The sequence below is a fragment of the Methylomonas sp. EFPC3 genome (assembly GCF_029643245.1).
Taxonomy (GTDB): Bacteria; Pseudomonadota; Gammaproteobacteria; order Methylococcales; family Methylomonadaceae; genus Methylomonas; species Methylomonas koyamae_B.
Genome location: NZ_CP116398.1, coordinates 2,252,839 through 2,269,230, shown reverse-complemented (window position 1 = coordinate 2,269,230; position 16,392 = coordinate 2,252,839). Strand labels below are relative to the sequence as shown.

Annotated in this window: 16 protein-coding genes and 1 other RNA gene; 9 read left to right on the top strand and 8 right to left on the bottom strand. The window is 57.4% G+C overall.

Annotation, left to right across the window (positions count from 1 at the left end; translation table 11 throughout):
- Positions 1-18: 18 nt before the first annotated feature.
- Together PL263_RS10110 and PL263_RS10105 are read left to right on the top strand one after the other, a co-directional pair.
- Positions 19-1,206 carry a DEAD/DEAH box helicase gene (locus tag PL263_RS10110; RefSeq protein ID WP_278209317.1) on the top strand — a complete coding sequence of 396 codons (1,188 nt, stop codon included), beginning with the start codon at positions 19-21 and terminating at the stop codon, positions 1,204-1,206.
- A gap of 524 nt (positions 1,207-1,730) precedes the next feature.
- Entirely contained in the window at positions 1,731-2,306 is a 576-nt protein-coding gene (locus PL263_RS10105) for a hypothetical protein (protein WP_278209316.1), read from the top strand.
- Positions 2,307-2,616: 310 nt separating this feature from the next.
- Here PL263_RS10105 and PL263_RS10100 read toward each other — a convergent pair whose 3' ends face one another.
- From PL263_RS10100 to PL263_RS10085, 4 genes are all read right to left on the bottom strand, one after another.
- A complete protein-coding gene (locus PL263_RS10100; RefSeq protein WP_278209315.1) occupies positions 2,617-3,747 on the bottom strand; it encodes a fatty acid desaturase in 1,131 nt (376 codons plus the stop codon).
- 425 nt (positions 3,748-4,172) lie between these two features.
- Complete coding sequence (locus tag PL263_RS10095) at positions 4,173-5,537, bottom strand: UDP-N-acetylglucosamine-peptide N-acetylglucosaminyltransferase (protein ID WP_278209314.1); 1,365 nt, start codon at positions 5,535-5,537, stop codon at positions 4,173-4,175.
- A 181-nt stretch (positions 5,538-5,718) separates the two neighbouring features.
- Positions 5,719-6,804 (bottom strand): hypothetical protein, encoded by a 1,086-nt coding sequence (locus tag PL263_RS10090; RefSeq protein ID WP_278209313.1) that lies wholly within the window; start codon positions 6,802-6,804, stop codon positions 5,719-5,721.
- 118 nt (positions 6,805-6,922) lie between these two features.
- Complete coding sequence (locus PL263_RS10085; RefSeq protein ID WP_140913013.1) at positions 6,923-8,233, bottom strand: hemolysin family protein; 1,311 nt, start codon at positions 8,231-8,233, stop codon at positions 6,923-6,925.
- Positions 8,234-8,435: 202 nt separating this feature from the next.
- On the opposite strand from PL263_RS10085, the gene PL263_RS10080 reads away from it, so the two are divergent.
- Together PL263_RS10080 and PL263_RS10075 are read left to right on the top strand one after the other, a co-directional pair.
- Positions 8,436-9,089, top strand: a complete 654-nt coding sequence (locus PL263_RS10080) for a type VI secretion system amidase effector protein Tae4 (protein WP_278209312.1) — start codon at positions 8,436-8,438, stop codon at positions 9,087-9,089.
- Positions 9,086-9,361 carry a hypothetical protein gene (locus tag PL263_RS10075; protein WP_278209311.1) on the top strand — a complete coding sequence of 92 codons (276 nt, stop codon included), beginning with the start codon at positions 9,086-9,088 and terminating at the stop codon, positions 9,359-9,361. Before PL263_RS10080 ends, PL263_RS10075 begins: the two co-directional genes overlap by 4 nt.
- Before the next feature lie 17 nt (positions 9,362-9,378).
- Here PL263_RS10075 and ubiH read toward each other — a convergent pair whose 3' ends face one another.
- From ubiH to PL263_RS10060, 3 genes are read right to left on the bottom strand one after another with little or no spacing between them, the layout of a single operon-like run.
- Positions 9,379-10,593, bottom strand: coding sequence for a 2-octaprenyl-6-methoxyphenyl hydroxylase (gene ubiH / locus PL263_RS10070; RefSeq protein WP_278209310.1), 1,215 nt, complete (start codon positions 10,591-10,593; stop codon positions 9,379-9,381).
- Positions 10,594-10,596: 3 nt separating this feature from the next.
- Positions 10,597-11,904: a Xaa-Pro aminopeptidase gene (gene pepP, locus PL263_RS10065; RefSeq protein WP_278209309.1), complete on the bottom strand. Its 1,308-nt coding sequence runs from the start codon at positions 11,902-11,904 to the stop codon at positions 10,597-10,599.
- Between the two features lie 12 nt (positions 11,905-11,916).
- Positions 11,917-12,444 (bottom strand): UPF0149 family protein, encoded by a 528-nt coding sequence (locus PL263_RS10060; protein WP_140913018.1) that lies wholly within the window; start codon positions 12,442-12,444, stop codon positions 11,917-11,919.
- Positions 12,445-12,549: 105 nt separating this feature from the next.
- Here PL263_RS10060 and PL263_RS10055 point away from each other — a divergent pair, with 105 nt between their 5' ends.
- From PL263_RS10055 to PL263_RS10040, 4 genes are all read left to right on the top strand, one after another.
- Entirely contained in the window at positions 12,550-12,777 is a 228-nt protein-coding gene (locus tag PL263_RS10055) for a TIGR02449 family protein (protein ID WP_140913019.1), read from the top strand.
- Positions 12,774-13,070: a cell division protein ZapA gene (locus PL263_RS10050; protein ID WP_140913020.1), complete on the top strand. Its 297-nt coding sequence runs from the start codon at positions 12,774-12,776 to the stop codon at positions 13,068-13,070. Before PL263_RS10055 ends, PL263_RS10050 begins: the two co-directional genes overlap by 4 nt.
- A gap of 20 nt (positions 13,071-13,090) precedes the next feature.
- Positions 13,091-13,270, top strand: a non-coding RNA gene (gene ssrS, locus PL263_RS10045) — 6S RNA.
- Between the two features lie 418 nt (positions 13,271-13,688).
- Positions 13,689-13,850, top strand: coding sequence for a hypothetical protein (locus tag PL263_RS10040; RefSeq protein ID WP_186289607.1), 162 nt, complete (start codon positions 13,689-13,691; stop codon positions 13,848-13,850).
- 163 nt (positions 13,851-14,013) lie between these two features.
- Here the strand turns inward: PL263_RS10040 and PL263_RS10035 are convergent, their stop codons facing one another.
- Positions 14,014-15,321, bottom strand: a complete 1,308-nt coding sequence (locus PL263_RS10035) for a replication-associated recombination protein A (protein ID WP_278209308.1) — start codon at positions 15,319-15,321, stop codon at positions 14,014-14,016.
- Between the two features lie 81 nt (positions 15,322-15,402).
- On the opposite strand from PL263_RS10035, the gene accA reads away from it, so the two are divergent.
- Entirely contained in the window at positions 15,403-16,380 is a 978-nt protein-coding gene (accA, locus tag PL263_RS10030) for an acetyl-CoA carboxylase carboxyl transferase subunit alpha (protein WP_140913022.1), read from the top strand.
- Positions 16,381-16,392: the final 12 nt, after the last annotated feature.

The window sequence follows — 16,392 nt, the reverse complement described above, 5'->3', positions numbered from 1 at the left end:
GCACATCGAGAATTATTCATGCCATTTTCCAATCTCGGCTTGGCCGAGCCTTTAATCCGCGCCGTCCGCGAAGCCGGTTACAGCGCGGCGACGCCGATTCAACAACAAGCAATTCCGCTGGTGCTTTCGGGCCGCGACTTGCTCGCCGCCGCCCAAACCGGCACCGGCAAAACCGCCAGCTTTACCTTGCCGATTCTGCAGCGTTTGGCGACCAATCCCGGCGCCAGCCGCAATCGGCCGGTCAGGGCGCTGATACTGACGCCAACCCGCGAATTAGCGGCGCAAGTGGCCGAATCGGTCGCCAAGTACGGCGTTCATCAACAGCCGCGCTTGAAATCCGACGTCGTGTTCGGCGGTGTCAAAATCAATCCGCAGATGCTGCGCTTGCGCGGTGGTGTCGATATCCTGACCGCGACGCCGGGGCGCTTGCTCGATTTGGTCGGCCAGAATGCCGTGAAACTGAATCAAGTTGAAATGCTGGTGCTGGACGAAGCGGACCGCATGCTGGACATGGGCTTCATCCGCGACATCAACAAGATTTTGGCCCTGCTGCCGAAAACCCGGCAGAACCTGCTGTTTTCAGCCACCTTTTCCGCCGACATTCGCCGATTGGCGCAAACGCTGCTGCGCAATCCGGCCCAAGTCGAAATCGCCGCCGAAAACGCCGCGGCCGACAGCGTCGAACAAATTGCCTATGCCGTGGAAAAACCGGCTAAGGCCGGGGTGCTGGCGCATTTGATTAAAAGCAACGACTGGCGGCAAGTGTTGGTTTTTACCAGCACCAAACACAATGCCAACCGGCTGACCGAGAAATTGAACGCGGCCCAAATCAGCGCCAAGGCGATCCACGGCAATAAAAGCCAGGGCGCCCGCACCAGCGCCTTGGCCGACTTCAAAACCGGCGACATCCGGGTGTTGGTCGCGACCGATGTCGCCGCACGCGGCATCGATATCGCCAAACTGCCGCACGTGGTCAATTTCGAATTGCCGCGTTCCTCGGCCGACTATGTGCACCGCATCGGCCGTACCGGCCGGGCCGGGCGGAGCGGGCTTGCCGTGTCCCTGGTTGCCGCCGACGAACGCAGTGCGTTACGGCAAGTGGAAAAGCTGATCGGTAATAAAATCGCCTTCGGCTCGATTGCCGCTGCTGCCCCCGCTGCTCCTGCGGAAGCGAAGCCCGTTCGGCCGAGTTCCACCGGAAAATAAGCGCCCTTCGCTTTTGGGATTGAATTTGCCTGAGCCGAAATATTAATTGGCGCAGGCAAAACCCGCTGGGAGTTTGAGTTAGCGATTGTCTGGTTTTTACGCGTTACGCAAAAATGATGGATAGTTTGGCAGCTGCGGCGGAAGAGAAACCGATCTCGTTGCGGCCCGGCGCTCGAAGTGATTCAATGGCTGCGATTTGATGTTACCGAGCACATCCGCTGACCGCCGATGACATACAGAAAAGGTACCAATATGCCGATCAATGGGATATCGTTTCGAGCAGTATTTATCGGTAGATATCTGGAAACCATCTAATTTCTCAATTAGGCCTCAGAACCATGCCCGTTGCCCCTTCGCCGCCGACCTCAACTCCTCTATTGGAGGCCTTGCCAAAGATTGTCGGTGGCTTGGTGTCGCTCTCGGCCATTGGATACTTCGTAGGCTGGCGCCAAACCCAAGCCTACTACTCTTCGCTCGGTGCCAGTTGGGCCTCGGCTTCAGTACCGCCCCAAGCACTGCTACAGATGAGCGCCGGCACAATACTCGCCATTGCGTGCGGCGCGTTTTACTCCTTCATGTTTCTGAGCGATAGCAAGGTAAAGATCAGAACACTGACTTGGGCCTGTGCGGGCCTGATTGCTCTCGCAACGCTTTGTCTGCTAGCCGCACAATCTTCCTTTGGAGACGTGCCAGCACACGCTGCGTTTGGACTGGCTTCGGCCGGAGCCATCGCTTGCGCTGTTGCAGGCGGCATTACCATTACTGAGCTATACGCCAGCCTGCAACCGCAGCCAAGCGCCAATACGTCTGGTCAGCTTTGGCTTGTCTATTGGTTCGTATTACCTAGCTTGTTTTGGGCACCGGATCGACTTGGCCAAGCACAGTCCGCAAGAGATGCGCACCCGCAGTCCTCTCCGTTGCCAAAGGTTGAGCTTGCCGACCCAGGCACTCAGGACACTTGGCGATTGATCCATCTGCATGAAGGGCGAGGCTTGCTTGTGCGCCTGGGAGAAAAGCCGGAAGACCGCATCTTCAAATTGGTTGATGCGAAGGATATCAAGTTCATTTCATATGCATCCCTTTCTCCAACCGCGAACTGAACTTAGCCCGGTAGGGTGCGGTAAACAACGTGCACCGCATCGCTCGCGATCGGTGGTTCGTAAACTCACCCGCCCCTTCCGCTTATGGTTAGCTGTATGTCGTTGGCACGTTATTTATAGTCCGGCGGATTGCAGCCGTTACTTAGTCAAGCCCAACATGCCAATCGATCGTCAATTGCTACGATTTCAACAGCGTATGCCGGCGTCCGGTCAAGCGTTCGCTGCCGTGGATAAAAGCCATGTGCCCAGAACAGCCTGACAAGGTCAGCCCGATAATGGCGGCACCATGGCTTTGACGTAAGGGCCTAGGTCAAGCCTGTGCCAGCGCCGGCTTCAGCATCGAAGTCTTGCCGACCATGATGTCCACCGCTTTTAACAGGCGTTTGAATACCGAATCCTGGCAATAAGGGATGCCGTGGCGGGCGCACAGGGCTTTGACTTGCGGTTGCAGCTTTTGGTATTGGCTCAACGGCAAATCCGGCCACAGGTGGTGCTCTATCTGGTAGTTCAGCCAGCCGTATAAAAAGTCGTTGGCGTTGGAACCCGTCGGGTAGTTGACCGAACCCAGGATTTGCCGCAGATAAAATTCGCCTTTGCTGTGTGCTTTTTCGTCGAAGCCCATCACGTCGTCGCCGGCGTGGTTGGGGATCATCACCAGAAAGGTATGCATGTTGGTGAAAATTTCCGCCAGGATGGAATTCAACAATACGCTGGTGGCGGCCACCGTGCCGAGCGGCAGGAACAGCGCCGGCAGCAACAGGAAACGATATGCCGCGTAAGGCAAAATGCTTTGTAGCCACAGGCCGCGGCCTTGCGGGGTGAACAGGCTCCAGGCGCCGAGCCGGGTCATTTGCGGTGCCGGTTGGTGCTGATGGCGGGCCTGTTCCAGGCGCAATTCCTTGTGGGTACGCGGCGTGTAATAGCTCAGCTTCCAGACGCCGGAGAACAGCGCCACAATGACGTAACGCAACCACATCGGCAAGCCGGATTGGCGTAACCATTGCATATTGTGCTGAGCGTTATTGGGGTCGGCAGTCTCGCCCAAACGGTAATGGTGCAGCACGTCGTGTTCGTGGTGCCAGCCGGCCGGCGTCATCCAGTCCGGCCAATCCAGAAACCGGCGCCAACCTTTGGCAAAGCCTTTGCTTTGGTAGCGCGGCTTAGCCTGCTTGATTTTGTCGTAGCCGCGATGCTGGATCGGATGCGCCACCTGGGTCCAGCGGGCAAAACTGCCCTGGCTGATCAACAGTGCCGACAGCGGGTTCGGTGCGATCCAGGCCGTAGCGTAGCCGAGCAGCGAACAGGCTTGGCCCCAGCGCTCCATCCGCTGCATGTGGCGGTAATCTTCAGGCCCCAGATCGGCCTGGGCTTGTCGGTAAAGTTGTTTGATATCGTGCGCAAGCTGGTCGCGGTCGACGTTGCGGTAGCTGGATAAACTCAAAAGAACCTCGTGGGTACACTAGCGGCGGAAAATCCCAGTGATCAGATTCGCCGTCGACACTGTCCCTGCGTCGGTGCCAAAACGTAATCGGGGTTGAATGCCCTGAACGCGCTGGTAGCGTTGATGCGGAGTGGTGGATAACTTACGAAACACAACTGAGCCAATTGCCTGGCCGGGTCTGGAAGCGAATAACGACTCTGGTTCGCTATGTCGTCTAAATCGGACGCGCTTAACTCGATTCTCCGAATTTTTAGCCCAGCAAGGCAGCCGGCAATTTTACTGCAAACGTCGGGAAAATATCTGAATTTGCTATATCCGGAGGTCAAAGCCGGTTCAAATCCGGCTCTGGCAAGGGTAGCGGGGAATACCGTCGCTCCGCGAATGCGGCGCGTGTCGGCTGGTACTGCAGCCTCGATTGTGTGCGGTCAATCAGTCCGACCTATCGCCGCCGGCAATTGACCTGCCAAATGCCTGTCCCACATGGCTTGATACAACGCTTCCAGGTCCAGTGTGTACGCCGCATTGTCGAATAAGGCGACCGATAAACGGTTTTGCTGCAGTTGCTGTCTGATTTCGGCCAGGCGTTGCGGATCGCTGCTGAGTGCCAGTGCCAGCGCATAATAGGCATCCGCATCTTCGGCGATCAATTCTTCCAGATTCACCGCCCGCAATAAGCTGCCCGCCACCCGAGACGCGAAAGTGTCGCCGGTAAACGTCACCAGCGGTACGCCGACCCACAAGGCGTCGCTGGCCGTGGTATGGGCGTTGTAAGGTGCCGTATCCAACACCAGATCGGCCAGACTCAAGCGCGCCAAATGCTCGGGCTGCGGCGCCTCGTCGGCAAAAATCAGCCGCTCCGGCGATATGCCGCGCTGATAGGCTTCGTTGCGGAGCCGGCCTTTAGCCTGCGAGTTTTTCAGCAGCCACAGCACGCTGCCGGGAGTGTTGTATAGCAGCCGGCACCAAATATCGAAGGTCTCGGGCATGATTTTGTAAGCCTGGTTAAAGCAACAAAACACGAAGCCGTCGGCGGGTAGACCCTGTTCGGCTCGGCTGCTCGGTTGGCCGATCGCCACATCGCAGCCGTGCGGTTGATAGCTGCCGGGCATGCAAGCGAACGCTTCGCTGTAATCGCCGGCGCTGGCAGGTGGCGTTACATAATTATCGGTAATGATGTAATCGCAGAAATCGCCGCCCATCGTGCCCGGATAACCCAAATAATTCACCTGAATCGGCGCTGGACGGTAGGTCAGAATTTCGGTGCGGGTGCCGCGGGTATAACCTTTTAAGTCGATCAGAATGTCGATCCGGTCCGCGTAAATCGCCTTGGCGCAGGCGGCGATGGACAATTCCCCGAGATCGATGAAACGGTCGAAACAGCGTTCCAGGCGCTGGCGCATGGTGCCGTCGTCGGCGGCGCCGTAGGAATAGGCGTAAAGTTCGAAACGGTCGCGATCGTGGGCTTCCAGCGTTTCGGCCAGCAGGTAGGCGGTGGCGTGTTCCTGAAAGTCGGCGGATAGGTAACCCAGGCGAATTTTGGCGCGCGGCAAGCGGTCGAAAATGAACTCTAAATTTGCCCGTTCCGCCGAGCTGGCGGCCAAGCGATCGGACATCCAGACATCGGCACATTGGCGCTGTTCGGCGGCAGTGAATCCGGTCAGGGATAACAAATGAAACGGCGAAATCCGGCTGGTTTCGCCGCCGGCCAGGCTGCTGCGGATTTTGTCCCGCCATTCGTCCAGCCGTTCCCATTCGCAGATGCTCCGGCTGCGATCGTAGTACTTCATCATCGGGATCCACTCCGGTATCGGCGGTCAGCCTGGAAAGGCCCGACGTGCAGTCCGGGGCTGTCTGGCATCGTACTCCGATTCGCCGAAAATGCCGAGCAATTCCGCAGCAGTGCTCGAGTCCAGTTTGCGGCCGGCTGAATAGCCGGCGCGGTTGGCGCAAATGCGTATTTGCGGAAGTGCGTTACTGCGCCGGCTGCGAGTCGCCAGGCACCAATAAGCCTCGTAATGGTAAGCCGCCGGACGGCAGGTAGAACGCTATGCCAGCGGCTCGAATCCGCCGGCCGTCGCTGTGGCGCCAACGCTCGAAACCGGCTGCCACACAATCTGTTGTCCTTTGTTCGCCGGCTTCGGGCGGATTGCCAAGCATCTCGGTATAGTCCGGCAAGCCTTCCTGCAGCAGAATCAAGTGCATGCGCACGCGCGGAATCGGTGCGACCGGGTCCAAGCCGGCCTCGCGAAAATTTGCGCTGAAGAACTGAGGAGTGGATTTATCCGCGCTCGCCATGTCGGGCGTGAATTCGGTTGTGGCCGTCCTAGCGTCGGACTGCAGCCACGATAGCCGCAAATACGGCGGCGGCTCTTGCGCCGACCACATCAGATGAACGTCGTTGCCCTGTGTGCAGTAATTGGGGTGCTCGATATCGTATGCGGGCCAGTATCCGCCGAGACGTTGCTCGACGCGTTGCAAGCGGATGCCGGGTTCTGCCCGTAGCGATTGGGTGTATATCAGGCCGGCACCGGGCATCGTATAAGGCGTAACCGGCTCTACGCGATACGGCAGCGGTGGGTTGTCCGGCGGCAATTCCCGGCGCAAACCGATCTGCCGGGCGGCGGCGTGCAATGGGTTTTGCGCCGCGAAATAGGCCGTCAACGGCACGGCTAGAATCGCCAAGCCGCTGAAACCCAGCGCAATGCTTTCGTTTCGGGAAAAACCGGGACTCACCAGGCTGCCGCAAACGATATGGCAACCGAACCAGAGCAACGGCGCCGCCGTGAACAGCGAGAGATAGAATACGGCAAGGCCTTCCATGCCGCTGACCGCTTGGGCCGGCAATACCAGAACGGCAAAGGTGAGCGGTGCGGCAATCAGCGACGCGATCCGCACTGCCAGCCAACTGTCGGTTCGGCCGCGGCGGCCAAAAACCCGGCTTTCCAGCCAGAGCAGGATGGCTACCGTTGCCGCCACGCCGGCCGTCGCCAGTACCCATTGGCGGCGTTCGGCCGGTGTGATTGCGTGCAGAATATCGAGAATTTGTGTCCAGTCCATATTGCAACCTCTAGTTGCCGGTGTTGACCAGGGACAGCAACGGCGAATTGGCTTGGTTCCGGCGAGTAGTGCCGGACGCGCGCTTTAACTTGGCGGCATTTAGGTGCTGGACAGGGGACTACGGTTTCGGATGCACTTCCACCCATTCGATGCGCGGGCCTTGCATTTCCTTGACCACGATTTCGAAATCGTTGAAAGCGATGCGTTCGCCGACATCGGGTATGTCGCGCAACTGCGCCAGAATCATGCCGCCGACGGAATCGACATCGTCCAGGTCCAATTCTTCGTTTTCGATGTCGACGCCGAGAATGCGCTCCAACGAGAAGATCGGCAGGCTGCCCTTGCCTAATAGGCTGCCGTCATCCTGCCGGGTCCAGTCGCTTTCCGATTGGCAGAATTCGTCGCGGATCTCACCGACTATCGCCGACAGCAGATTGTCCAGGGTGATGAAGCCCAACGGTTTTTGGCCTTTCTGGCCGATGACCGCAAAGTGGGGGGAGCCTTGGGTAAAGCGGCGGAATAGTTCCAATGCCGGCATGTGCGCGGAAATATGTAGAATCGGGCGCAGGTAGGCTTCCAGGTCGTGCAGCGGATCGCCTTTTTGCTGGGCCAGAAACAAATCCTTCAAGTGGATGATGCCTAACGCATCCATTCCGTTGCTGTCGAAGTACGGAAAGCGGCTGTAGCAACTGCTGGAAACGATTTCCAGCATTTCCTGCGGCGACTGGCCGCGTTGCAGTGCGGTGATTTCGTGGATCGGCCGCATCAAGTCAGAGACTTCCAGTTTGCCGAAATCCAGGGTTTTGGCTAACACCTTATATTCTTCGCCGGTAAAGTTCTCGGCCGAGCGGGTGGAGCGCAGGATCAGTTTCAGTTCGTCGGTGGAGTAATGGCTGTCGTGGTGGTGGCCCTCGCACAGCCCGCTCAGGCGCAAGACCAGGGTGGCGCTACCGTTCAGCAGCCAGATGGCCGGATACATCAACCAATACAGCGCATATAGGGGCCCCGCGCTCCACAGACCGATGCCCTCCGGATTGCGAATCGCCAGCGATTTGGGGGCTTGTTCGCCGACCACGATGTGCAGGAATGAGATGGTGCAGAAGGCAAAGGCGAAAGAAATATTGTGGATTAATTCGGGCGAGGTGATTTGCAACTGATCGAACAAGGGTATCAGTAAATCGGCGAAGGCCGGTTCGCCGATCCAGCCCAGGCCCAGAGAGGCCAGCGTGATGCCGAGCTGGCAGGCCGATAAATAGGCGTCGAGTTGTTTGTGAACTTTGGCCAGAATCCGGCCGCGCCAGCCTTCGTTTTGTTCGATGGCTTTGATTCGGGTCTGCCGCAACTTTACCAGACTGAATTCCACGGCCACGAAAAAGCCGTTCAACAACACCAGCAGCAAGGCGCAGGCGACCAGAAAAACATTACTCATATACAGCTAAAGGATTACAACGGAAGATTCATTATACCGGTAATTGTGGGGTTTGCTTGACAGGCGTGGCGGTGGCCAAATGCCGGCCTGGTTTTAGCGGATGACGCGGCGCAGCAGACGTGCTGTAATCCGGGCTCTGGCCGGCCAAGCGATTCGCCGGCCGTTCTCAGGATAAACTTCTCGTCGTTTGGAGGAAGCCGTCATGCCCGGACAACGCCCTGGCCCCGTCTGTAACAGCAGAGGAAACGAAACCATAGACCAAGGTACCAGTTGTCGGGCGGTATCGCCGCGGCCGGGGCCGGTCGGTGCCTTCTCGGGAGCGGTCGGCATGGCGGCGAAGCCCATCAGTTTTGCCCGGTTGTGGGCCGGCTATCCGGACGAAGCGCCTTACCGCGACGGCAACGGCAACGTGCCTGTGGGGTATGAAAACCAATGCGCGATTAAAGTCAGCGCGGCATTGTATGCGGCCGGTGCCAAGCTGGATGGCTTTACCGGGGCTACGGTCAGCGTTGGCGGTAACCGGTTGGCGATTCGGGCGCAGGAAATGGCGGACTGGCTGCAGACGGCTTCGGTTAAGGTGCTGCAAAGCCGGGTTGCCGATGTCACCGGCCAGGATTGGCAAACCAAAATCAAGGGTAAGACCGGTATCGTCTATTTTCAGAATTATTGGTTGCGCCCCGGCGAAAAAACGCCTTCCGGCGACCATATCGATCTGTGGAACGGTAGTCGGCTGACGGCGTCCGGGTTTCAAGGGACGGTGGTGACCGTGCTGCGCTTCGGTTTGGGGGTGGCGTCCGGACCGGGTTTTTCCGATTTGAGTAAGTCGCAAAAGATTCTGTTTTGGGAGGTGCCGTGAGTTTGCGCTTTCTGTCTCGCTTGGCCGGCGCCGGTTTGGCAGTCGGCTTGGGCGTTGGTTTGTGGCGCTATTGGACCGGAATCTGTAACGAGGCCTGCGCCGCGGAACGGGCGCTGGCGATGATTTTGTTGAGTTTCCTGTTGCCGGCCGCGGCGTATTGGACTTTGCTGGTTTGGACCGCCTCCAGTCCGCGGCCGCGCGCACGGGTTTTTGCCGCGCTGTTGACTGGCGTGTGTCTCGCGACATCGATCTGGTTGAGCGTTACCGGCTGATGCCGCCGGTTGGCGGCTTACTCGCGGTCGCCGATTTTCGGCAGCCGGTCGGCCAAGCCCATCGCGTGGCGGGCCAGCATTTGCTTGGCGAAGGGCAGGTGGTCCAATAAGGTCAGGCCGGCGTTGCGGACTGCGGCCAGCGGCAGGTTGCCGTTGGAGAAGATCTTGACCAAGTTGTCGGTGAAGCCGATGGTTCTGCCGTGGTCTTGCTGGCGCTGCCGGCTGTAGTTTTTCAGCATGCGGGCATCGCCGATATCGCCGTTATGCTGGTGTTGCTCGGTCAGCATTTCCGCCAGCAAAGCCACATCGCGGATGCCCAGGTTAAACCCTTGTCCGGCCACCGGGTGCAGTTGGTGAACGGCGTTGCCGATGATCACGGTACGGCCGGAGACCATGCTCTCGGCGCGAATCAGGCTGAGCGGAAACGCCCGGCGCGGCGCGGCCAATTTCAGTTCGCCCAGCCGATAGCCGAAGCAATCCTGCAGTTCAGCGAGAAATTCGCGGTCGTTGGCATTGAGCAGAGTTTCGGCTTGCTCGTGGCTGCGGGTCCAGACGACGGCCGATTGCTTGCCGGCTACCGGCAACAAGGCCAGCGGGCCGAATTCGGTGAAACGTTCGAAGGCGGTGTTGCGGTGTGGCAGCGCCGAATGCACGGTGGTGACCAGCGCGGTCTGGCCGTATTCGGTGACTTGCTGCGGAATTTCCAACAGTTTGCGTACCGTGGAATTGCCACCGTCGGCGCCGACCAGTAATTGTGCGCTGACGTTCAGCGAACTGCCGTCGTGCTGCTTCAAGCTGACGTTGACCGCATCGCGGCCCGACATCAATCCGGCGACCCGGGTCTGGTGCAGGCAAACGGTATCGGTTTTCTCGGCCAAGTCGGCCATGTGCTGTTCGATGTCGCGGGCGACTATCACATAACCCAGGGCATCGACGCCCTCGGTTTCGGCCGATAGCCGGGTTTTACCGAAATGGCCGCGGTCGGAAACGTGAATGTGTTTGATCGGAGTGGCTTTGTCGGCTACGCCGCGCCAGGCACCCAAGGCGTTCAATAATTCCACGGTGCCGGCCGCGAGGGCCAAGGCGCGGTCGCCGGCCGGCGAATTTCGCAACTGCTCGCGGCTGGCGGCTTCGACCAACGCGATCTTCAATCCGCTGCGCTTCAGGGCCAGAGCCAGGCAGTTGCCGGCCAAACCGGCGCCGACGATGATCAGATCGAAGTCGTGTTGCATTGTCTAGCCCGTCATTAGCGCTTCGATGGCGTCTATCGACTTCGGTACTCCGCCGGTCAGTATCTCATGGCCATCCTTGGTGACCAGCACGTCGTCTTCGATCCGGATGCCGATGCCGCGCCATTGCTTATCCACTGTCTCGCAGTCGGCGGCGACGTAGAGTCCCGGCTCGACGGTCAACACCATGCCGGGTTCCAGCAGGCGCCATTCGTCTTTGATTTTATAATCGCCGACGTCATGCACGTCCATCCCCAGCCAGTGGCCGATGCGGTGCATGTAGAACTGTTTGTACTTTTCGTCTTTGATCAGTTTTTTCACCCTGCCTTTGAGCAGGCCCAGTTCCACCAAGCCCCTGGTCAAGGTTTCCACCGAAGCGTCGTGGGCCTTGTTCCACGGATTGCCGGGTTTGATCTCGGCCAAAGCCGCGGCTTGGGCGTCCAGCACCAGTTGGTACAACAAGCGTTGCGGCTCGTTGAATTTGCCGGACACCGGGAAGGTGCGGGTGATGTCGGCGGCGTAATGGTCGCATTCGACGCCGGCGTCGATCAGCAACAGGTCGCCTTTGTTGAGTTTGTCGTTATTTTCGGTGTAATGCAGCACGCAGGCGTTTCTGCCGCCGGCGACGATGGACGGGTAGGCCACTGCGCGCAAGCCATCTTGCACAAATTCGTGCATCAGTTCTGCTTCGATCTGGTATTCGTATAAACCCGGCTTGCAGGCCCGCATGGCCCGAACATGTGCCTTGGCCGAGACTTCGGCGGCGCGGCGCATCAATTTCAATTCCTCGGCGCTTTTGAACAGCCGCATCTCGTGCAGGATGTGTTCCAGCGACACCAATTCGCCCGGTGCCGTGATACCGGAACGGGATTGCTTGCGGATGTTGTTGATCCATTCCATCAGTTTGTGGTCGAGATCGCTGTCCTTGCCCATCGGGTAGAACACCTTGCTCTTGTTTTCCAGCATGCCGGGCAGGATGTCGTCCAGATCGTCGATCGGAAACGAATCGTCGGCTTCGTAATGTTTGGTGGCACCTTCCAGGCCGGCATGGGCGCCTTCCCACAAGGCCTTTTTCTCGTCGAATTCGCGGCAGAACAGGATGTATTCGCCTTGTTCGCGGCCGGGAATAAACACGGCCATCGATTCGGCTTCGTTGAAGCCGGTCAGGTAGTAAAAGTCGCTATCCTGGCGGAATGGGTAATGCACGTCGCGGTTGCGGGTGCGGTGCGGGGCGCTGGCAATGATGGCGATATTGCCTTTGCCGATTTGTTTCATCAGGCTGGCGCGGCGCTTTTTGAATTCGCTTTGTTTCATCGGGGCGGCGGCTTAGTGAGTTTGTAGCGGGTGTTGTTCGGCGAACTGGTCGCGTACGGTAAATACGGCAGCGCGCACGTATTCGCGGATTTCGATCAGCGCGTTTTCGTCGTCTTCTTCGCCAAGGTCGCTGTCGATTTTAGTCAGTTCGATCATGTCCCGCATCACCTCGGCCGTGTCGCCCGGCCAGTCGGCGTCGGTTTGGGCGTAGCCTACGCCGAACAGAAATCCCTGGCACCAACAGCGCAGGGCTTCGACCTGTTCCGCCAATGCCTCGTCCTCGTCCGGCAGCAGCAAATCGAACGCGAACTCGTCGTTTTGATTTTCCAGTAAAGTGCGGGTTTGTTCGAAGACGCCACACAGCAGGTTCTTGTCTCCCTCAATCAATTGTTCAATCTCGGCAAACAATTCCCGGAGCCAGTTTTCCACGTCGGCTTTAATTTCGACGCAGAGCATGCCGGTAGCGACGCCGTGTGCCTCTGCGGCGCCGACGTCCGCGTCGTGTTGTTGCAGAATTTCGCTGATCGCGCTGTATGTCATTGGATACGTGTTTCCTGTCAAGGAGCTGTTCAAATACCTGGCTTATGCTAACATTCCTAGCCGAACGTGAGGATTATAACGTCATATCAGCCCATACTTCTGACTATGTCTCAACTCGAAAAAGATCCGTCTACCGAACTCGAAGCGCTGGAAAATAAACTGGATGTGCTGATCGCTCAGTTCAATCAAGTCAAAAATGAGAACAAGTCGTTGAAAGTCAAACAGGATGCCTTGGTTAAGGAGAAAGCCAAATTGCTGGAAAAAACCACGCTGGCCAAAGCCCGAGTCGAAGCGATGATCGCTCGCCTGAAAGCGATGGAACATGACTCATGAGTAAAGCCGTTCACCCCGTCTCGTTGAATATTCTGGACAAGGAATACAAGATCGCCTGTGCGCCGGACGAGAGAGATTCGTTGATTAGTTCCGCTCGCGAGCTCGACAAGCAAATGCGCAAGATCCGCGACACCGGTAAAGTCAGCGGGGCCGACCGTATTGCCGTGCTGGCGGCGTTGAATCTGGCTCACGATTGGGCTGCGGAAGCCCACAAGCCCACCGGCGACAGCGATATGGCGAATCGCTTGGCAGATTTGCGCATCAAAATAGAAAACGTTTTGGAAAACCCGTAAATCCGGTAAACTACAAGTCCAATCTCCTGCAGCGTTCGAGCAGTACTGGGTGTTTCCTGAACCTGCATTTGCCCCGGAAGCTTTTTACCCGTCATGGTGTGCATGCCTGTTCGTTCAGGAAGCCTGATTGGCGGGAATCGGTTTCCACTTGAACCTCCGGTTCAAGGACGAAAGTATCAGACGGCGCAGGCGGGAGATCTCTTTACCTTTCAAATCCCGCTCTTCTTCCCCCAAATAAAGTTTCAGATGGCGTTGGTTTTGCTGCGCCTATTGCGCGTGGGCGCCAGCCTCAAGACTGACCGATCCGCTCTCAGCTGCAATATCCAAGTGCCGCCGCGCGATGTGGCTTTCGTGATGAGCGCCACATATTTAAATTCAATTTGAAGTCGGTTTTTTATTATTCGGCCTATGTCTCGGAAATCCGGTTTTTTGTGCGGAAGCCTATGGTTTTTTGGTTGAAATATGCGAAATGTATTAAATAACGGAAGATCGGTGCTGGCAGTAACTGAAGTTTTGGATTTTACTTAACTCACGTTGCCGCTTGAGGTGGCGAGAATGGATTTAACAGCGTTTTGGGTCGGACGTGTTTGCATATTAATTTATCGTAGGGTGGTCGCAATGAATGAATTTAAAAAAGACGTGTTTGTTGGCTTGGTTTCTTTCTCCGGCATACTGAGTTTTATTTTCGGGCAATTTATAATTTCAACCATGCTGTTCGGTATCGCCGCGCTTTCCAGCAACATGGTACTGGAAAGTCGCGCCAAGCTTGAAAGGTTTTAAAAGTTTCTCCATTTGGCGGAGATTCGCAGGTAGATATTCTAAATATTTGCTTGCTTTTGCTCCCGTATCGGCCCTCCGGTACGGGAGTTTTTTTATGCCAAATACCCTGGTACAGACAATTGCGAAGATAGTATTGCAATCACCGGTTCGCGCTGCCGGTTTTTTATTGCTTCCGCAAAAACTCCAGTTTATCTTTTATCTTTACTTCCAGGCCGCGTTCTACCGGAAAATAATAACGTTTGCCTTTTAAAGGTTCCGGTAAATAGTTTTCGCCGGCGGCATAGGCGTTTTTCTCGTCGTGAGCGTAACGATACTCGGCGCCGTGTCCCAGTTCTTTCATGAGTTTGGTTGGCGCATTGCGCAGATGGATCGGCACCTCCAACGAGCCGCTGGTTCGAGCATCGGCCATTGCCGCCTTATAAGCGACGTACACTGCATTGCTTTTCGGCGCACAGGCCAGATAGACGATGGCTTGTGCCAGCGACAACTCGCCTTCCGGACTGCCCAGGCGCTCGTAGGCGTGAGCGGCATTCAGCGCCAGTTCCAGCCCGCGCGGGTCGGCGTTGCCGATATCTTCCGAAGCCATCCGCACCACCCGGCGGGCGATGTACAACGGGTCGCAACCGCCGTCTATCATCCGGCAGAACCAGTACAATGCCGCGTCCGGGTCGGTGCCGCGCACCGATTTGTGCAGCGCGGAAATCTGGTCGTAGAAAATATCCCCGCCCTTGTCGAAACGAGCCGCATGGCCTTGCAAAACTTCGCCGATCACCTCGCGGTCGACGACTTCCCGGCCGTCCACGGTTTCCGCCAGGTCGGCGGCAATTTGCAGAATGTTAAGGCAGCGGCGGGCGTCGCCGTCGGCCGCCTTGGCGATCATTGTCAGCACGTCGTCGCTGATTGCCAGTTTGCGCTTACCCAAACCGCGGGTTGGATCGGTCAACGCTTGGTGCAGAAGCTCCACCAAATCCTCGGCTTCGATGCTGCGCATCACGTAAACCCGCAGCCGCGACAGTAGCGCGTTGTTCAGTTCGAACGACGGATTTTCGGTGGTGGCGCCGAACAGGATGATCGCACCGCTCTCGATCGGCGCCAGCAAGGAATCTTGCTGGCTTTTCGAGAAGCGGTGGATCTCGTCGATAAACACCACGGTGTTCAGATTCCGGCTGAGCTTGACCTCCTCGGCCTCCGCCACCGCGGCGCGGATTTCCTTGACCCCTGCCATCACCGCCGACAGTTCGATGAAATGGCAATGGGCGCTGGCGGCGATAATTTTCGCCAGCGTGGTCTTGCCAACGCCCGGCGGCCCCCAAAACACCAGCGAATGCGGCACGCCCTGGTCAATCGCGGCGCGGAGCGACTTGCCCTTCGTCAGCAAATGCTGCTGGCCGATGTATTGGTCCAGATTGGTCGGACGCATGCGGGCGGCCAAGGGCGCGTGCGGATTGATGTCGAAGGCGGTCTGGTTCATGATCCGGTAAAACTGATAGGCAATGGCAGCATTTTTCTTTAAAATCGCCGGCCATTTTATTGATTCTCTGGCCGGATTGACATGGATTTAAAATTCTTAGATTTCGAACAGCCCATCGCCGAATTGCAAGCCAAAATCGAAGAGCTGCGCAAGGTGGAGCTGGACAATAATTTCGACATTTCCGAGACGCTGAAACAGCTCGAGCAAAAATGCGAAATGCTGACCGAGAGCATTTTCAGCAACCTGTCCGACTGGCAGATTTCGCAATTGTCCCGCCATCCTGGCCGTCCCTACACATTAGACTACGTCAATCTGATGTTCACCGACTTCCACGAACTGCACGGTGACCGGGCGTTTGCTGACGATCAGGCCATCGTCTGCGGCTTGGCGCGGCTGGAAGGTCAGCCGGTGGTGGTGATCGGCCATCAAAAAGGTCGCGACACCAAGGAAAAAATCCATCGCAACTTCGGCATGCCGCGTCCGGAAGGCTATCGTAAAGCCTTGCGGGTCATGAAGATGGCCGAGCGTTTCAAGCTGCCGATTATCTGTCTGATCGACACTCCGGGCGCCTATCCCGGCATTGGCGCTGAGGAGCGCGGCCAAAGCGAGGCGATTGCCCGCAATCTGTTCGAAATGTCCAAATTGCGCACGCCAATTATCTGCACGGTCATCGGCGAAGGCGGCTCCGGCGGCGCGCTGGCGATTGGCGTTGGCGACCGCTTGTTGATGCTGGAATACAGCACCTACGCGGTCATTTCGCCGGAAGGTTGCGCCTCGATTTTATGGAAAAGCGCCGACAAAGCCCAGTTGGCGGCGGAAGCCATGGGCATTACCTCCGACCGGGTGCGCGAGCAAGGCTTTTTGGACGAGGTGGTGCGTGAGCCGGTCGGCGGCGGTCACCGTAATTTTCAGAAGATTGCCGAAAATTTGCAGGAGGCGTTATTGAGGCACTTGGCGGAATTGAACCAGGAGGCGGCTGCCAACATGGATCAAATGCTGGAAAAACGCTACCAGCGGATCATGCGCTTTGGCTCCTACATTGAAGAGCCGGTTAAATAGTCCGGCCACGTT